The sequence below is a fragment of the Pedobacter ghigonis genome (assembly GCF_903166585.1).
Classification (GTDB): domain Bacteria; phylum Bacteroidota; class Bacteroidia; order Sphingobacteriales; family Sphingobacteriaceae; genus Pedobacter; species Pedobacter ghigonis.
In genome coordinates this window covers 52754-69366 of record NZ_CAESCM010000012.1, presented here as the reverse complement: position 1 = coordinate 69366, position 16613 = coordinate 52754, and the positions used below count along the sequence as shown (strand labels likewise).

Genomic DNA, 16613 nt, shown 5'->3' with positions numbered 1-16613 from the left:
TGCTTTTATCCGCCCATAGTAGTTAGATTACCTGCCTGCAGCAGGCAGGCTTCGTACCTCAGCAATGACGATTTTTCTACTGGAAGTTTTTGTATAGAGGGGCCTTCAAATATTCTTTGAGGGTTATAATGCTTAAAGGTTGTAATGTTGGAAGGTTCTGCTCCCTGAACATTAAAACGTTTCAACATTTTAACTTTCCAACATTTAAACGTCCAACCTTCCAAATTAAAACTACCTTTACAAGAAAAACCTCAATTAACCGATTAAAACAATTAACCCTTAAATAAGTATGCAGGATAACGCCCCAATAGGTATTTTCGATTCAGGTTACGGAGGTTTAACGGTATTCCGTTCAATTGCCAATCAGCTGCCCAATTACAACTACATCTATTTAGGCGATAATGCGCGTTCGCCCTATGGCGACCATGCTTTCGATACCATTTATAAATATACTTTAGAATGTGTGGAGTGGCTTTTTGCCAAAGGTTGCCGTTTGGTAATCCTGGCCTGTAATACGGCTTCAGCTAAAGCACTTAGAACCATTCAGCAGCGCGATTTGCCTGCCAGATATCCTGATAGGAGAGTGCTAGGTGTAATCAGGCCTACCGCCGAGGTAATCGACCAGTATACCACAACCAAACAAGTAGGGGTAATGGGTACCAGGGGAACGGTTAATTCGCAATCTTACCTGTTAGAAATCAATAAGTTTTTTCCCGATATACACGTTTACCAGCAAAGCTGCCCAATGTGGGTGCCGCTCATTGAAAACAATGAACACCTGCAGTCGGGTGCCGATTTTTTTATTCAGGAATATTGCAATCAATTGCTGAGCCAGTCGGCCGGTATAGATTGTGTGCTGCTGGCCTGCACGCATTACCCTTTGTTAATGCTGAAATTAAAAACGGTATTTCCGCCCCATATCAACGTTTTGGCGCAGGGCGACATTGTAGCCGCCAGTTTGGTAGATTATTTAAAAAGACATCCTGAAATCGAAGAAAAACTGGGTAGACAAGGCGAAAGGCATTTCTACACCAGTGGTGATCCGGTTGCATTTGATGAACATGCTTCTATATTTTTTGGCGAAGCGCTGAAATCGAATAAAATGTAGATTACTGGTTTAGTCGTTCATTGGTTCATTGGTTCACTTGTTCATTGGTTTAGCAGGGAGCGAAGTTTAAAGGTTAACTGTTTGAATTGGTTAACTGAAAACTGCCAACTGAAAATTGCCAACTGTGAACTGCCAACTGAATACCATTCCTTTATATTGGCTGTCTTTTTCAACCGCTTAACCGACTCCAAACTCCCGGCTGTTTTACTTTGATTTATCGCTGCACACTGCAGGAAGGTTTCAAAGTACCTTTGATTTGTCGCAGCACATTGCAGGAAGCTTTCAAAGTAAAATAAGGATTTCGTGTTAACCAGCGCTAATTCAGAATGCAGGGGCACCAATAAACTATTTGTTTAACCGGTTAGCTGACTCCGAACTCCAAACTCCCCACTCCAAACTAACTTACTGCGGTAACTTTTCAACCCTCACCAATACTGTTGGCGACGATAAAGCGTCTAAAAAGGAAACTACTGCATCCTTTTCGGCAATACTTAATTTAAGGCCTTTTAACAACTTATCGTTCTTTGGTAATAAAGGATCATTTACCTGTTCGGGTTTAACGCGCTGGTTCGGCATACCTACGTTGTACATATTCATTACGCCGTCCATATCCGGAAATAAACCATTGTGAAACCATGGCGCTGTTTTCATTACATTCCTTAAACCCGGTGTTTTAAATTTACCCACATCTTCGGCCTTTTTGGTTACGTTATACAAACCCAAATCTTCGTATTTACGGCCATAATAGGTTAAACCATCATTGTGGAATTCGTTATCGGTAAAGAATGGCCCGTTATGGCAGTTAATGCAACGCGCCTTAGTGCGGAACAAGTGTAGACCTACCAATTGTTGATCGGTTAAGGCTTTTTTATCCTTCGCCAGAAAACGATCAAAAGGAGTTCTTCTGCTCACAATGCTGCGCTGAAAGGTAGCCAGGCTTTCAAAAATACGTTTATTGGTAATTTCTTTCGAGCCAAATGCAGCAGTAAAATACGGTTGGTAGCCCTTAATCTTGCTTAGTTTTTTTGGTAAAACTTTCATGTCCTGGTGCATCTCATTATGCGCTGCCACCGGACTACCGGCCTGCTCTTCGAGGCTGTTGGCGCGCCCATCCCAAAACAGGCGTTTGTAAAACCAAACATTCTCTAATGAAGGTGCATTGCGGATATTGCTTAAATGATCGTGACCAATGGATACCTGGCGACCATCTGTCCAGTGTAAATCTGGCGCATGGCAGCTAGAGCACGAAATCTGATTGGAACCCGATAAACGCGGATCGAAGAATAAAATTTTACCCAGCTCTACCACATTTTTAACCGAGTCGTTTTTTAAATCGACAGGAGAGGGAGGGAGTTCTCCTAGCTCCTGAAAAACCGCACCCTGATCAACCGTAGGTTTTGGCCACTCGCTGGTTGGTTTTGAATATACTTTGCGCAGGCTATCAATGCTCAGCTCGTAGTCGTCATTAAAATTAGCCGATTGAAAAGAAAATAAGATTAATCCGGTGAGAACGATGGCAAGCGCAGCAAAAACTCTATTCATGGGATCAAAAATAAAGATTTAAGCTGATATTGGAAGAAAAACGATCTTTGCCGGGGGCGCTTGTTAGGACCCTCCCAAAATCCTTTAAGTCATCTCTTCTCCAATAGTTAAGTCCAACCTTAATTCCAGCCTGGATTTGTTTAAACATGGGTATGCTATAATCTCCTGTAAGGTTAGCCCCAAACTTTGAGGTTGTATTGTAGGCGTAATCGTAATAAATTACATTTCTGGTGAATACGCCCACATTATTTGCTGTAGTGTTAAAATGTGAATTTAAATATTTATTGTAATGGGCCATTACACTAAAACCCCAATTGTGCTGCTGAGTGGTTTGTTTGTTTAATCCATATCCTATTGAAAAGTTAAGTTGATTAAACTGTATATCATTTCCAGCTAACCCATCCTGACGTTGTTCGCCAATTTTTTGTATACAAATGCTATAGTTATGGATTGCTTTTTTTTGATGGATGCTATATGTTGCCTTTGCTGAGATCGTATTGCTATTAAATATGTAGCTGTTAGATAAATATTCAATAATATAATTGTCGCCATCGTTATTATTGTATTGTAAATCAATACTCAAAGTGTTCAAAGCTATACCTTTTAACCATAACAACCTGAAATTTTGAGCTATATTATTATAATCAACATAATTAAAATAACCGCCGTCACTTCTGTAATAAAATTCTTGTTTCTCTTTGGTATAACGGTAATTAAAATAAACATCGCCGAAAGTAGTTTTTTCGGCAGCTAAGTTAATTTCTAATCCATTACGCTTAAAATCCGTATTGATGGACCTGTTTGTGTTATATTCTTGTGCTTCTCCGTAGCCGTTTATCAGGTATGTATTATATTCTGGTTTCACACTACCTTGTGAGAGGCTATTATTTTTGTAGCCAACATTTACTCTTTCTCTTCCATATCCATAGCGATAGCCAGCTCCTACACTTAGTTGTTTACTTAAATTGTAACCAGCTGTTGCCGTTAAATCAAATTGAAAATCTTTGATATCTCCTCTGGGGTCGTTTGTCGAATAATGATTTCCAATTCTGTAATCAGCACCTAATCCAATTGGCAAATTATTCTTTAGCATGTTTTTGCTTGCTAAGGCTTTAAGGTTGTAAACTGTCCTCTCATAATTTAAATCGATTGGGGAACCAAAGTAATACGGATTTGTCGGATTATACCTAGTAATATGTGCAAATTTGGTGCTATCCTCTACGGTTTTGTTAATGGCAAACTGCCCCCATAGGCTAACCGTTTTAATTTGGGTTATACCTTCAGTGCTTAAGAAAGTTTCATAAAGTTTACTGGCATCCTGAGCATGCATAAGTGTCCCTTTACTATAATTATAACCTGCATTTATACTGCTGTATTGCTGAGGCATAAGTTTTTTAATGAAAAATGGGCTAGTTTTAGCAAAATCGTAAGCGCTGAATTTTACAGAATCACCAGAATATTTTTTGCTTCTTGAGCTGATACTTAGAGAATCTGTATTTTGTCCTAATGCACATGAAACTGAGCTTAGGAAGAAAAGTATATATATAAATGTATGCTTCATTTGTCGGTTAATTCTGTTCTGATAACAGCGTAAATTATTTAAAAGCTCTTGGTGCAGCTAGTGGTAAGAAATCAAAATCTTCTAAAGAGTTGTTGGTATCTTTCAATACTTTTCTGCCATTTACAGTTGCCTCAGTTTTTCTAATTACTGATTGAGATGAATACGCTCCGGCGGGAACAAATGTGTATCCGGCATCCAGGGAAGCACCAAGCTTTTTAGGTACTCTTGATGCAGCTGAATAAGGTTGGGTTTCAACCGCATCGATGATATAGCTTACAGGTATCTGATAGTATTTCTCCGCTGTTGAGCTGGGTGGTGTAATTGAAGGAGCAGCGTATTGTTTTAAATTCTTTGCATCCGTTGTTCCTTTGTTCCTGAAAATTACATAACCTATCCTTCCGGGATTATCAAATATCAAATCAGTTCCGTTATATGCAATTACCTCAACATTAGGGACATTAGGATTGTCAATGTCTGAAGCTAAAGGACGAGGTAAAAAAGGAGCATAATAAGCTTCAAAGTCAGCTCCACTTAAATCCACTGTAAGTGAAGGATCGCGAACAGAAATTGTTTTTCCATCCGTTCCTGTAAATGGTGATTTATGGTTTATGGCAGTTTGAGCTAAGATAATACTCTCACCGGCTTTAACAGGATATTGCTTCCCTGTGCCAGGTATCATTAAAAGCGTTCTTGCATAAACGAAGCCATTATTTGCATCTATATTACCTGGCATATCCTGCGATTTACTCCAGTCGTACTGTTGATTCTCAAGCCGGTAAACAGTTTTAGAAGTATAGTTTTGTATACCTATTGCTTCTGCAAAATATAAGCTATCAGCATATAATAACGAATCTGTATTATTATAAAACTCGATGAACTGATCCCTGAATAACGCCCCATTGGTAGAATTGGACCCGGCATAATAAATTTGTTTTATTACCCAAGGACCAATAGAGCCTGAAACAAGGTCTAATTGGAGGCTCTGATCATCTTTTAATGAAATAACCTGATTTTTAACCGAACCATTAAATACTACTTCCTTATCAACAATTTCATTTGTAAGTGAAGTATATTGTGCTGCTGGTATGGTTATACTGGCAGTAATATCATAAACTCCCGGCGAAAGTTTTAAAATAGGAACAATACCGTCTGCTTTGGTAAATAAAGTATCATTAATATTAGTTTTTGTATTTTTAAGCACAATTCTAACATTTAGTAGTGGTAATACCTTGCCTAGATCTTTAGAAGCATAAGAAGTTTTGATTTGATACTGAACTGGATGTATTTCCGGACTCGTGTTTTTTTTGCATGCCGCAAAGGTGATGGTAAGAGCTAGAAATAAAAAAACTGATATTTTCATGTGCTATAATTTAATGGATAGTTCTGCACCAAATGTTGGTGTGCTGTTAGGAAATAAGTATTTGCCTGTTGACGACAAGTAATATGGCTGATGATTAAAGACATTGTAAACATTGAAGGCAAACTTGAAACGTTTTTTTATTTCCTTGGCAATGCTCAAATGATAATTAGAAATTACCTTAGGCAAATTATTTTCACTCTGTTCTTGTGGAGTAATATATAGATGGCCGTACAGCGGATTGTTCTTATCAAAATCAGTAATGGCAAAGTATTTATTCTGGCGGTTGTAATACCCTAACGGAATGCGAGAGCTTTCTCTATATATATTTTTGTTGTATAGATCAAACTCAGCAGTTAATGTAACAATTAAACTGATCTTCGGTATATGTGTTACGCTGGTTATTCTTCCGTTACTGTAGTAGTTCTTTGTACTTAAAGGCTCGTAAACGCCAATAATTGCAAATTTAGGATCGGTATTTACCACGTTAGTAGTTTTAAGCGTTTGCGTAAGATTGGTAGAGCCCTGAATTGTTTTAAATAACCCACCACTAATATTAAATGAAGTTTTGAGTGATTTAATTTCCGGGCTGTTAATAATTACTTCAAATCCTTGATTATCAGAGTATAAATTATTTTGAAAAGTGAAATAGTCTATTGGATAAAACTGTGTCCCTGTCTGTTTAACAGTAGGCGTACTTCCGGGATTAATTACCGCACTGTAAGTAGGAAGTTCAACACTCCTGTAATCCTGAACAGTGTTAATTCCATTCCTGTTTTTCTTGTTAAAAGCTGCGAGAGAGAAATTAAAATCTCCCATTTTTATCTGAGTAGTAAATTCGATGCTTTCACTTCGGCTGGGTTTAAGTTTATCGCTGTTTGGCTCATAACGATCTACATATAATAAATAAATGCTCTCATTAGCATTTCCGTTGTAGGCATTTAACAATGGGACTTCAAAAAATGTGGGGCCCGGATACAACTGAGCCAGCCCAGGTGATTTGTAAGATAAACCATAGGCTAAACCAACCTTAACGTTTTTACTTAGCGCATAGTTAATATTTGTTCTTGGCGCAAAAGATGCATAGCCGTTTTGTACATCTGATCTTGCCCCTAAGCGTACATTCAATGGTTTTCCGTAAACATCCACTTTGAACAAGTCTTCGATATAAATACCTATATTCTGCTCGGGGGTTAATAAACGATAATCATAATATCTTTCAGAATTTCTTGACGAAAATTTAGTAGAAGTAACTGTTGAAGCAGTTCTAGGTTCATTTGGATCAATGGTTTGACCTAGACCTTTATTCGCACTATAGCTATAGCTTCCTCCGAAAGAAATATAATGTTGGATGCTACCGGTTGCAAAGCCACCGTTAAAATCGAGATTTGCAGCAGCAGTTATTGGTTTGCCATCTATTAGTGATTTTGCTGTGAAAATACCTGAATCGTAAATGCCTTGGGTAATACCAGTTGCAGTAGCATTTGAATACATTATATAAGGCTCATTTTGCAGTTGCTCCCTATAACTCACCTGATGTCCCTGAGAGTACCGCAGATTAAGTGCAATGTTTTTTAAAAAACCATTGTTTATACGATAGCTGCTTCTATTTGCGGCACTAAAATTCCAGCTGTCAAATTTAGTGACAGTACTTTTTTCATCATCTGGATCTTGTTTAATGCCATCTAAATTTCTACCATAATCTATACTGAAGGTATTTTTAAATTGCTTTTTAAGCCCGAATACATTAGTCCATATTAAATTTGTATTTAATCTGCGATAAGCTTTTAGTTTATCGCGATTGTCTTCAAAGGAATTTACATAGTTTACTCCAACATTTAAAGCTCCGAGTTTAGGGCTGACTTCGAAACCCTTATTAAAGCCGTATGAGGTTGCATTATCGCGCATTTGCATACGTATATAAGCTGGACCTTTTCCAGCCTGTCTTTCTATAATAATAGCTCCATCCGTTAGGTCGCCATATTTCGCGGGTGCTACTCCCGAAATTACTTCAATGCTCTCGATATTATCCGCTGGTATTTGCCTTAAATCAGTTCCTCCAAAAGTGTAATCTCCTGAATATGCGGTTTGACTTACTCCGGTTCCACGTAGCCCGTATGTTCCACTTTCTACAAAAGCACCACCAAGTCCAGCCATTCCAATGTTGTAATTTTGCATGTTTGCATTGTTGCTAATTGTATTTCCGTCCATGATAATGGCTATACCAAAAGCATTATTTAACACATCTGCACTCCTTCCATCTAAAGTAGGGGTAAAGGCAGCTCTTAAGTTTAAATTTTGAACATTTTGTAATGACGGTGGAGTAATCTTCCTATTCGGAATTTGATTCAACAAATCGTTTACACTTAATGCAGGGGTTTGCTCAATCAAATCGCGGGTAATAATCAGTGATGAGTTGGTAGAGCCTGAGTAATTTCGTTTGGCATTAATCTCAATGTTCTCTAAACTGAGGTCTAAAACCTTTAACTGAATGTTACCTAGATTGGTTTCTCCGGCTTTAACAGTTACGGGGACGCTTAACTTCTGGTAGCCGATGTAAGAAAACTCGAGTGTTAAAATGTTGTTCGTTTCCGATCCGTTAACCCTGAATGTACCATACTTATCGGTAATGGCATATTGGTTGGTTTCTACAATTTTGATATTAACAAGCTCAAGGGGCTTATTTTGCGGGTCGACCACCTTTCCGGTAACCACATTCTTAATTTGCGCCAGCGCAGTGAAACAAATAAAGAAGAAAAATAGGGATGTGTAAAGTTTCTTCAATTTAGACTAAATCTTAATAATGATGCAAAAGTGTGAATTTTACACTTACTATGCAAATTATTTAGAAGGATTCTAATTAGTAAGACAGGTTCATCTGGTTTTAGCCTGAGTTGAGATAGTTTGCTACATCTGTCAGATAAACCTCATCATAATAAAAGAAAGCATTTTTGTTTAGGTAGTAATGTTTTAAAAGGATAACTTTGCGGCTTCAAACCCACACAATGAGTGATCAGATAAAACACGAATGCGGAATCGCTTTTATTCGCCTGTTAAAACCACTTTCTTACTACCAGCAAAAGTACGGTACAGCACTTTACGGCCTTAACAAATTATACCTTTTAATGGAAAAACAGCATAACCGAGGCCAGGATGGCGCGGGTATTGCCACCATTAAGCTGGATATGAAGCCTGGAAGCAGGTACATTAGCCGATACCGGAGCATGGCCTCTAATGCGGTAGCGGATATTTTCGAATATGTGCAGAACAAATTTGTCGATATCCAGGAAAACACGCCTGAATTAATGCAGGATACAGAATGGCTCAAAAACAACGTAAGCTTTATTGGCGAGGTGTTATTGGGTCATTTGCGTTATGGTACACATGGTAAAAACAGTATTGAAAACTGCCACCCTTTTTTAAGGCAAAACAACTGGATGACCCGTAACCTGGTAATTGCCGGTAACTTTAACATGACCAATGTTGACGAGTTATTGGAGCAATTATACGAGTTGGGCCAGCATCCAAAAGAAAAGGCAGATACGGTAACGGTACTGGAAAAAATCGGTCACTTTTTAGACGATGAAAACCAGGAGCTTTTCGATCAGTACAAAAAAGAAGGACATGACAATGTTGCGATTACGCAAAAAATTGCCGATCACTTAGATATTGCCAATATCCTTCGCCGCTCGGCTAAAACCTGGGATGGCGGTTACTCGATTTGCGGTATGGTTGGTAATGGCGATTCGTTCATTATGCGCGATCCTGCAGGTATTCGTCCGGCATATTACTATTACGATGATGAAATTGTGGTTGCAGCTTCAGAGCGTCCGGCTTTACAAACTGCATTCAACATCCAGTTCAGAGATGTTAAAGAGATCGATCCAGGTCATGCTTTAATCATCAAGAAAAATGGTGAGGTAAGCATGGAACAGTTCCGCGAGCCAACCGAAAGGTTATCGTGTTCGTTTGAGCGGATCTATTTCTCGAAAGGAAGTGATGTTGAAATTTACCGCGAGCGTAAACAGCTAGGTCGTTTATTAAGCGATAAAATTTTGAAAGCCGTAAATTACGACTTGAAAAACACGGTTTTCTCATTCATCCCGAATACAGCTGAGGTGGCCTTTTTTGGTATGGTTGATGGCGTACAGCGTTATGTGCGTAACCACCAGAAGGAAACACTTTTACATAAAAAAGAGCAACTATCTGATGAGCAGTTAGACGAATTACTGTCGCTGGCACCAAGGGTAGAAAAACTGGCCGTTAAAGATGTTAAGCTGCGTACGTTTATTACGCAGGATGCTGACCGCAGTGAAATGGTGGCCCATGTTTATGATACTACTTATGGTATTATTAACAATCACCAGGATACTTTGGTAGCATTAGACGATTCGATTGTGCGTGGTACTACGCTTAAGCAAAGTATCATTAAAATTGTAGACCGTTTACATCCTAAGAAAATTATCATTGTTTCTTCTGCACCTCAAATCCGTTACCCTGATTGTTATGGTATTGATATGAGCCGCATGGGACAGTTTGTAGCTTTTGATGCAGCGATACAACTGCTTACCGAGCGTGGCATGTGGCAGGTAATTGAAGATGTTTACACCAAATGTAAAGCTTCATTATTATTGCCTAAAGAGGAGATTGTAAACCACGTTAAAGAGATTTATAAACCATTTACACCAGAAGAAATTTCGGCCAAAATTGCGCAAATTATTACCCCAAAAGGTACTGTTGCAGAGGTTGAAGTAATTTACCAAAGTTTAGAGAATCTGCATGAGGCTTGTCCGAAAAACAAAGGCGACTGGTATTTCTCAGGAAATTACCCTACACCAGGTGGTAATAAAGTGGTAAATAAAGCTTTTGTTAACTGGAAGGAAGGAAATAACCAAAGGGCATATTAATCCTAAATCTCTTAAAGGAGACTTAAAATAATGAATAGCTCATATCGCTGATATGGGCTATTTTTTTTTTTTTTTTTTTGCCTAATTTTTTTTGACCACAAAGGCAGGAAGTCACAGAGAATTTTTTATAATCTGCTATCATTCATTGCGTCATTCTAAATTTATTTCAGGATCTATTTTGTGTTACCATATCTCGAACCAATATCGGACTCCGATTCCGTGGTTCGTGTCCTTACGGATCACTAACATGATGTTTAAAATGGCAATTCGTATTTTTTGCTCCCGCAGATTAAGCAGATTTAAATGCAGATTTTACTTGTAGTTCAGGCCTAATCCGTGGTTTGTGTCATCACGAACCACTAATACTCTGTTTTAATAAAATATCTCCGTGTAATCTGTGTTTCCGTGGATAAAAATACGCTGTGCCCTCTGTGGTCTTAAAAACCTATGCGTAAAATTTCAGGTAGGTTTTAATAATGAGCCAGAAGGCGAAAAAGATGATCACAACACCCGCAATTTTATTCAGCTTTTTTAGTGCATCTTCTTTTATTTTATAACGGAGCTTACTCGAGTAAAAGCTTTTTGCCCCATCGATACTTAACTGGGTGGCCATTGCAATAAAGAAACAAACCAGTTTTTCGTTTAGCATGTTGTTCAGCTTAACTGAAATAATACCGCTCACAATAATCCAGAACATGAGGGTAGAAGGGGTGAGGATGCACATTAAAAAACCTTTTAGCACATAGCCCCGTTTACTTACTTTTTGAAGTGTGGTGCTATCGTAATGCACTGTGATTTTAGAAACCAGGTAATAAACACCCACAGCAAGCAGAAATACACCGCCAATACTGCCCACATATTTGTCGAATTCGGCTTTATAATCAAAAAACTGACTGCCAAAAAGTACTAAGCCTATGAGGATAACATCGCTGATAATTACGCCAACTGCTAAAGAGAAACCAGCTTTGAAGCCTCTTTCTATGCTGGTTTTGATCATTGCAAAAAATACCGGCCCTGTTAAAAACGACGAAATAATCCCTGCTCCTATACCTAGTAATATGGCTTCAAACATGCATTGTGATCTTTAGAATATGCGAATATGCAATTTTATACCTAAACATATAACATTTATTTTTGTTGCATAGGTTGCATAAAAAATACTGGTTATTAATTTTTTTTATTTATGTTTAGACCCACTAAAACTAAATTTATAATATGAATTCAGAACAAACGCAAACCAAGTGGGCGCAGTTTATCCCACTGGTCACTGTATTCTTCTTTTGGGGCTTTGTAGCCGCCAGTAACGACATTCTCATTCCGGTATTTAAAAAGGCTTTTGATTTATCGCAAGCCGAAAGTCAGTTGGTTTCATTGGCATTTTACATTGCATATACTGTGGGTGCCTTAATTTACAATCTAATTTCTGTTATTATGGGGCAGGATATTGTTAACAAATTAGGCTATAAAAACTCTTTGGCTCTGGGTTTGGTTATCTCGGCAGCAGGTACCTTACTTTTTTACCCGGCTGCAAATCTTCACTCTTTCCCGTTAATGCTTTCGGGTTTGTTTATTGTAGCTTTGGGTTTCTCTTTACAGCAAACAGTTGCCAATCCGCTGGCTATTGCTTTAGGTCCCATTAAAACAGGTTCGCAACGTTTAACACTTGCAGGTGGTATTAATAACTTTGGTACAACCATTGGTCCGCTTATTGTAAGTTTTGCCATTTTTGGTTCTGCAGCAAATGCGAATACCAATATTAGTGTAGAGAGTGTTAAAATCCCTTATTTAATTTTAGGAGTAGCTTTCATTGCAGTAGCGATTTTCTTAAAAATGTCATCTTTGCCTGATAGACCAGCTTTAGTGGAAGCCTCGGCAGATGATACTAAATCGATTAAGGGATCGGCATTAAACTATCCGCAATTGGTTTTGGGTATGATAGCGATCTTCGTTTATGTAGGTGTTGAGGTTTCGACCGCGAGTAACTTACCTGCTTACATGGAGAAAGATTTGGGTTTCGAAATTAAAGACATTGCACCATATATTTCGTTATACTGGGCTAGTATGATGATTGGCCGCTGGACAGGTGCTGTTGAAGCTTTTACCGATAATGTGAGCACTCAGAAAATATTGCGTTTTATTGCGCCTTATTTAGCTTTTGGTATTTTTCTATTAGTAAATGCGATCGCAAAACATGATTTAGCTCCTTTTTATGTTTATGCAGCTATTATTCTGGTACTGATTGTAGCAGATATGGCGAGTAAAGGTAACCCGGCCAGGATGTTGTTGATTTTCTCTGCCATTGGTATTACTGCTTTGTTAATTGGTATGTTTACTACCGGTATGACGAGTGTGTACGCCATTACCAGCGTTGGTTTGTTCTGTAGTACTTTATGGCCATGTATCTTTACTTTAGCTGTTAGTGGTTTAGGTAAACACACCAGTCAGGGTAGTAGCTTCTTAATTATGATGATTATGGGCGGTGGTATTATCAGCTGGTTACAAGGCTATGTATCTGAGTTTACAGGTATTCAATACAGTTATATTGTTGGGATTATCTGTTTTGCTTATCTGGCATTTTATGCATGGAGAGTGGCATCTATATTAAGATCACAAGGAATTAACTTCGACCAGAAAATTTCTGGCGGACATTAATTTTTAATAAAGTAATTTAGCAGCCACAAAGATGAATTTCTTTGTGGCTTTTTTATTTTAACAAATGACAGATAAAACAAGTTTCGATTCCATTTTTATGAACCTGGCCACCGATTTGGCCGCCCGCTCGCATTGTGTGCGTGCGCATGTTGGTGCGGTTTTAACAAAAGATACCCGCATTATTTCTATCGGTTACAATGGCCCGCCGGCTGGCACTCACAATTGTGATGAGGAATGGCCTGAGCATGGTTGTGCACGCGATAGTAAGGGGAGCTGCTCGCTGGCCTTACACGCAGAAGAGAATGCGATTCTTTACGCCTCTAAAAACGGATCGAAGATTGAAGGTTGCACGTTGTATACTACTTTGTCGCCTTGTATTGCCTGTGCCCGCCTGATTTTATCATCGGGTATCAAACTGGTGTATTATTCAAAATCATACGCGGCATATAAGGGCTTGCCTAGTGATGAAGGGGTAGATTTTTTAAGGAAATTTGGAGTGGAGGTTAAGTTAATTGAGGCTTAAAAAAGCATTTAAAATAAACGCCTTTTTCTTGATCTTTTGGCTTTTAGCTTTCAGCTTAAAATCCTATCTTTGCCCATGCAAGAAAAAATCATTATCGTCGATTTTGGTTCGCAGTTTACACAACTCATTGCCCGTAGGGTTCGCGAACTAAATATTTACTGTGAAATATATCCATACAACAATCTTCCTGAGATTTGCCCTGATGTAAAAGGGATTATTTTTTCAGGTAGTCCATATTCTGTTCGTCAGGAAGATGCCCCTCAAATCGATTTATCGAAATACCATTTGAAATATCCTTTACTGGCTGTTTGTTATGGCGCACAATACATTGCCCAGCATTCAGGTGGCGATGTGCAGCCTTCTTCAACACGCGAGTACGGCCGTGCAAACCTTAATTTTGTTAATCAGGAAAACAAATTATTTAAAGGCATTAACATCGATTCGCAGGTTTGGATGAGCCATGGCGATACCATTACCAGCATTCCTGATAATTTTGAGCTGATTGCCAGTACCGATAGTGTAAGGGTTGCGGCTTACCACATTAAAGATTCTGATACTTATGCCATTCAGTTTCACCCTGAGGTAACGCACAGTATTGATGGAAAGATCCTTTTAGAAAACTTTCTTGTTGATATTTGTGGTTGCAGTCAGGATTGGACTTCGGCAGCATTTGTTGAAACCACTATTGCTGATATTAAAGCTACAGTAGGTAACGATAAGGTTGTTTTAGCCCTTTCTGGAGGTGTTGATAGTAGTGTTGCTGCCGTGTTATTGCATAAAGCTATAGGTACAAACTTACACTGTATATTTGTTGATAATGGTTTATTGCGCAAAAACGAATATGAAAGTGTTTTAGAACAATACAAAGATTTTGGCTTAAACATTAAAGGTGTTGATGCAAAGGATAAATTCTTAAGTCAGCTGGCAGGGGTTGAAGATCCGGAGCAAAAACGTAAAATCATTGGTCGCGTATTTATCGAGGTGTTCGATGAAGAATCGCATTTAATCCAGGATGTAAAATGGTTGGCGCAAGGTACAATCTATCCTGATATTATCGAATCGGTATCGGTAAAAGGCCCTTCGGCTACCATCAAATCGCACCACAATGTGGGTGGTTTACCAGACTTTATGAAACTAAAAGTGGTAGAACCACTTAAAACTTTGTTTAAAGACGAAGTAAGAAGAGTAGGTACTGCATTAGGTTTAGAATCGTTTATTTTAGGCCGTCACCCTTTCCCGGGACCAGGTTTAGGTATTCGTATTATTGGTGAGGTTACTGCTGAAAAAGTAGCTATTTTACAAGATGCGGATAAGATTTATATCGATAACCTGAAAGAAGCAGGTCTTTACGATCAGGTTTGGCAGGCAGGAGCAATCTTTTTACCAGTAAGATCGGTTGGCGTAATGGGCGATGAGCGTACTTACGAGAACGTAATTGCCTTAAGAGCTGTAGAATCGCTTGATGGTATGACTGCAGATTGGTGTCATTTACCTTACCCTGTACTGGCTAAAATTTCGAACGAGATTATTAATAAAGTAAAAGGGATTAACAGGGTGGTGTACGATATCAGCTCTAAGCCACCTGCAACTATTGAGTGGGAATAGCATTCAGTTTGGAGTTGTGGGTTTTTAGTTTGGAGTTTTTAGTCCAAACAACATAAATAAAATGATTATGCTAGCAAGGTGGAATAAACTTTGCTAGCATATTTTGTTAAAAACGATAGGTATGAATTTCAAAAAGGTTTATGGATTACTGGTTTGGTCTGCGTTGGTTTTAGCGGCATGTTCGCCTAAAATTAAAACGCCTAAGCCCGAACCGGCTAAACCTCTTGAGAAAGAAAAGGTTGCTGATAAAAAGCCCGTTAAGAAGTTTGCGCAAGGCGCAAGTGTTTCCTTACTTGTTCCGTTTAAGTTAAGCGAACTGAATTTAAAAACGGCTACCAAGGCAGAGATTGAAAAATATGCCATGCCCATCGATTTTTATCAGGGCTTTAAACTGGGCTTAGATTCGGCAGCTGCCCAGGGTTTAAATTTTAAGCTTAATGTTTTCGATACGGATGATGATAAAGCCCATATTGCTGCCTTGTACAAGAACGATCGTTTTAAGCAAAGCAATTTAATTATAGGCCCTGTTTTTCCGGATGGCTTGAAATTTATCTCCAACTATTCGAAAGAAAACAATACACTTGTAGTATCGCCATTGGCGGCTTCGCAACCGGCCGATTTTAACAACCCGAATCTGGTGTCTATAGTAAACAATATCGATCTGCATGCGAAAAAGATTGGGGCTTATATCGCCAAAACCTTTAATCCGGCAAGCACCATTGTGGTACTCATCAATCCACGAAAAACAGACGATGAGCAATTTGCAGCACCCATCAAGAGTTATTTTCAGGGCAATACCAAATTCGTAGTGCAGGAGTATGCTTCGGCCTATGCTTTCGAAACCAAAATGATTAAGGGTAAGCAATATGCCGTTGTAGTAACCTCTTCCGATCGTGCTTTTGTGCTGCCTACTATCGAAAAATTGTATAAATTAAAACATCTTCCGGCAGGAGGATATAACATTTCGCTTTTCGGCCATCCCAACTGGGTAAAACAAAACTACCCGACCGATAAAATGCAGGATTTGAACACCATTATCAGTTCATCTTACAAAATAGATTATAAAAACAGTGCTGTAACTACTTTTATTAAAAAATACCGATACCAATATGGTTTCGAACCGGGCGAATACGCCTTTAAAGGTTTCGATATCGGCTATTATTTTGGTCGCTTGTTAACTACTTATGGCGAAGATTATAAAGATTATATTGTAAAAGACCGCTATAAAGGCTTACATAATCATTTTTCGTTTATCCATGATGAAAAATTAGGCTATATTAACACCAGTTTAATGTTGTTGAAGTTTAAAAACTTCGCCTTAAACATTGTTGAGTAAACTTTAAATTCTTCCATCCCCA

General features: G+C 38.5%; 12 protein-coding genes. 6 read left to right on the top strand and 6 right to left on the bottom strand.

Going from position 1 to position 16613, the window contains the following annotated elements; all coding sequences use genetic code 11:
• Nucleotides 1–5: 5 nt before the first annotated feature.
• Nucleotides 6–188, bottom strand: a complete 183-nt coding sequence (locus HWV58_RS17230) for a hypothetical protein (RefSeq protein ID WP_175635280.1) — start codon at nt 186–188, stop codon at nt 6–8.
• Between the two features lie 101 nt (nt 189–289).
• Between HWV58_RS17230 and murI the strand changes: the two genes are divergently transcribed.
• Nucleotides 290–1108 (top strand): glutamate racemase, encoded by an 819-nt coding sequence (murI, locus tag HWV58_RS17225; protein ID WP_175635279.1) that lies wholly within the window; start codon nt 290–292, stop codon nt 1106–1108.
• Between the two features lie 402 nt (nt 1109–1510).
• On the opposite strand, the gene HWV58_RS17220 is transcribed toward murI, so the two are convergent.
• The 4 genes from HWV58_RS17220 to HWV58_RS17205 are packed head-to-tail and all read right to left on the bottom strand — an operon-like array spanning nt 1511 to nt 8352.
• Nucleotides 1511–2650, bottom strand: a complete 1140-nt coding sequence (locus HWV58_RS17220) for a cytochrome-c peroxidase (protein WP_175635278.1) — start codon at nt 2648–2650, stop codon at nt 1511–1513.
• Nucleotides 2651–2654: 4 nt separating this feature from the next.
• Complete coding sequence (locus tag HWV58_RS17215; protein WP_175635277.1) at nt 2655–4211, bottom strand: DUF6850 family outer membrane beta-barrel protein; 1557 nt, start codon at nt 4209–4211, stop codon at nt 2655–2657.
• 34 nt (nt 4212–4245) lie between these two features.
• Nucleotides 4246–5571, bottom strand: coding sequence for a DUF4876 domain-containing protein (locus tag HWV58_RS17210; protein ID WP_175635276.1), 1326 nt, complete (start codon nt 5569–5571; stop codon nt 4246–4248).
• Nucleotides 5572–5574: 3 nt separating this feature from the next.
• A complete protein-coding gene (locus HWV58_RS17205) occupies nt 5575–8352 on the bottom strand; it encodes a TonB-dependent receptor (protein WP_175635275.1) in 2778 nt (925 codons plus the stop codon).
• Between the two features lie 221 nt (nt 8353–8573).
• Between HWV58_RS17205 and HWV58_RS17200 the strand changes: the two genes are divergently transcribed.
• On the top strand, nt 8574–10475 hold the full coding sequence (locus tag HWV58_RS17200; RefSeq protein ID WP_175635274.1) for an amidophosphoribosyltransferase: 1902 nt from the start codon (nt 8574–8576) through the stop codon (nt 10473–10475).
• A gap of 445 nt (nt 10476–10920) precedes the next feature.
• On the opposite strand, the gene HWV58_RS17195 is transcribed toward HWV58_RS17200, so the two are convergent.
• Entirely contained in the window at nt 10921–11547 is a 627-nt protein-coding gene (locus tag HWV58_RS17195; RefSeq protein WP_175635273.1) for a LysE family translocator, read from the bottom strand.
• 143 nt (nt 11548–11690) lie between these two features.
• Between HWV58_RS17195 and HWV58_RS17190 the strand changes: the two genes are divergently transcribed.
• From HWV58_RS17190 to HWV58_RS17175, 4 genes are all read left to right on the top strand, one after another.
• Complete coding sequence (locus tag HWV58_RS17190; RefSeq protein ID WP_175635272.1) at nt 11691–13127, top strand: MFS transporter; 1437 nt, start codon at nt 11691–11693, stop codon at nt 13125–13127.
• A 64-nt stretch (nt 13128–13191) separates the two neighbouring features.
• The gene (locus tag HWV58_RS17185) at nt 13192–13650 is read left to right on the top strand and encodes a deoxycytidylate deaminase (RefSeq protein ID WP_175635271.1); all 459 of its coding nucleotides are present in this window, start codon (nt 13192–13194) and stop codon (nt 13648–13650) included.
• A 75-nt stretch (nt 13651–13725) separates the two neighbouring features.
• A complete protein-coding gene (guaA, locus tag HWV58_RS17180; protein WP_175635270.1) occupies nt 13726–15255 on the top strand; it encodes a glutamine-hydrolyzing GMP synthase in 1530 nt (509 codons plus the stop codon).
• A gap of 121 nt (nt 15256–15376) precedes the next feature.
• The gene (locus tag HWV58_RS17175; RefSeq protein WP_175635269.1) at nt 15377–16591 is read left to right on the top strand and encodes a type 1 periplasmic-binding domain-containing protein; all 1215 of its coding nucleotides are present in this window, start codon (nt 15377–15379) and stop codon (nt 16589–16591) included.
• Nucleotides 16592–16613: the final 22 nt, after the last annotated feature.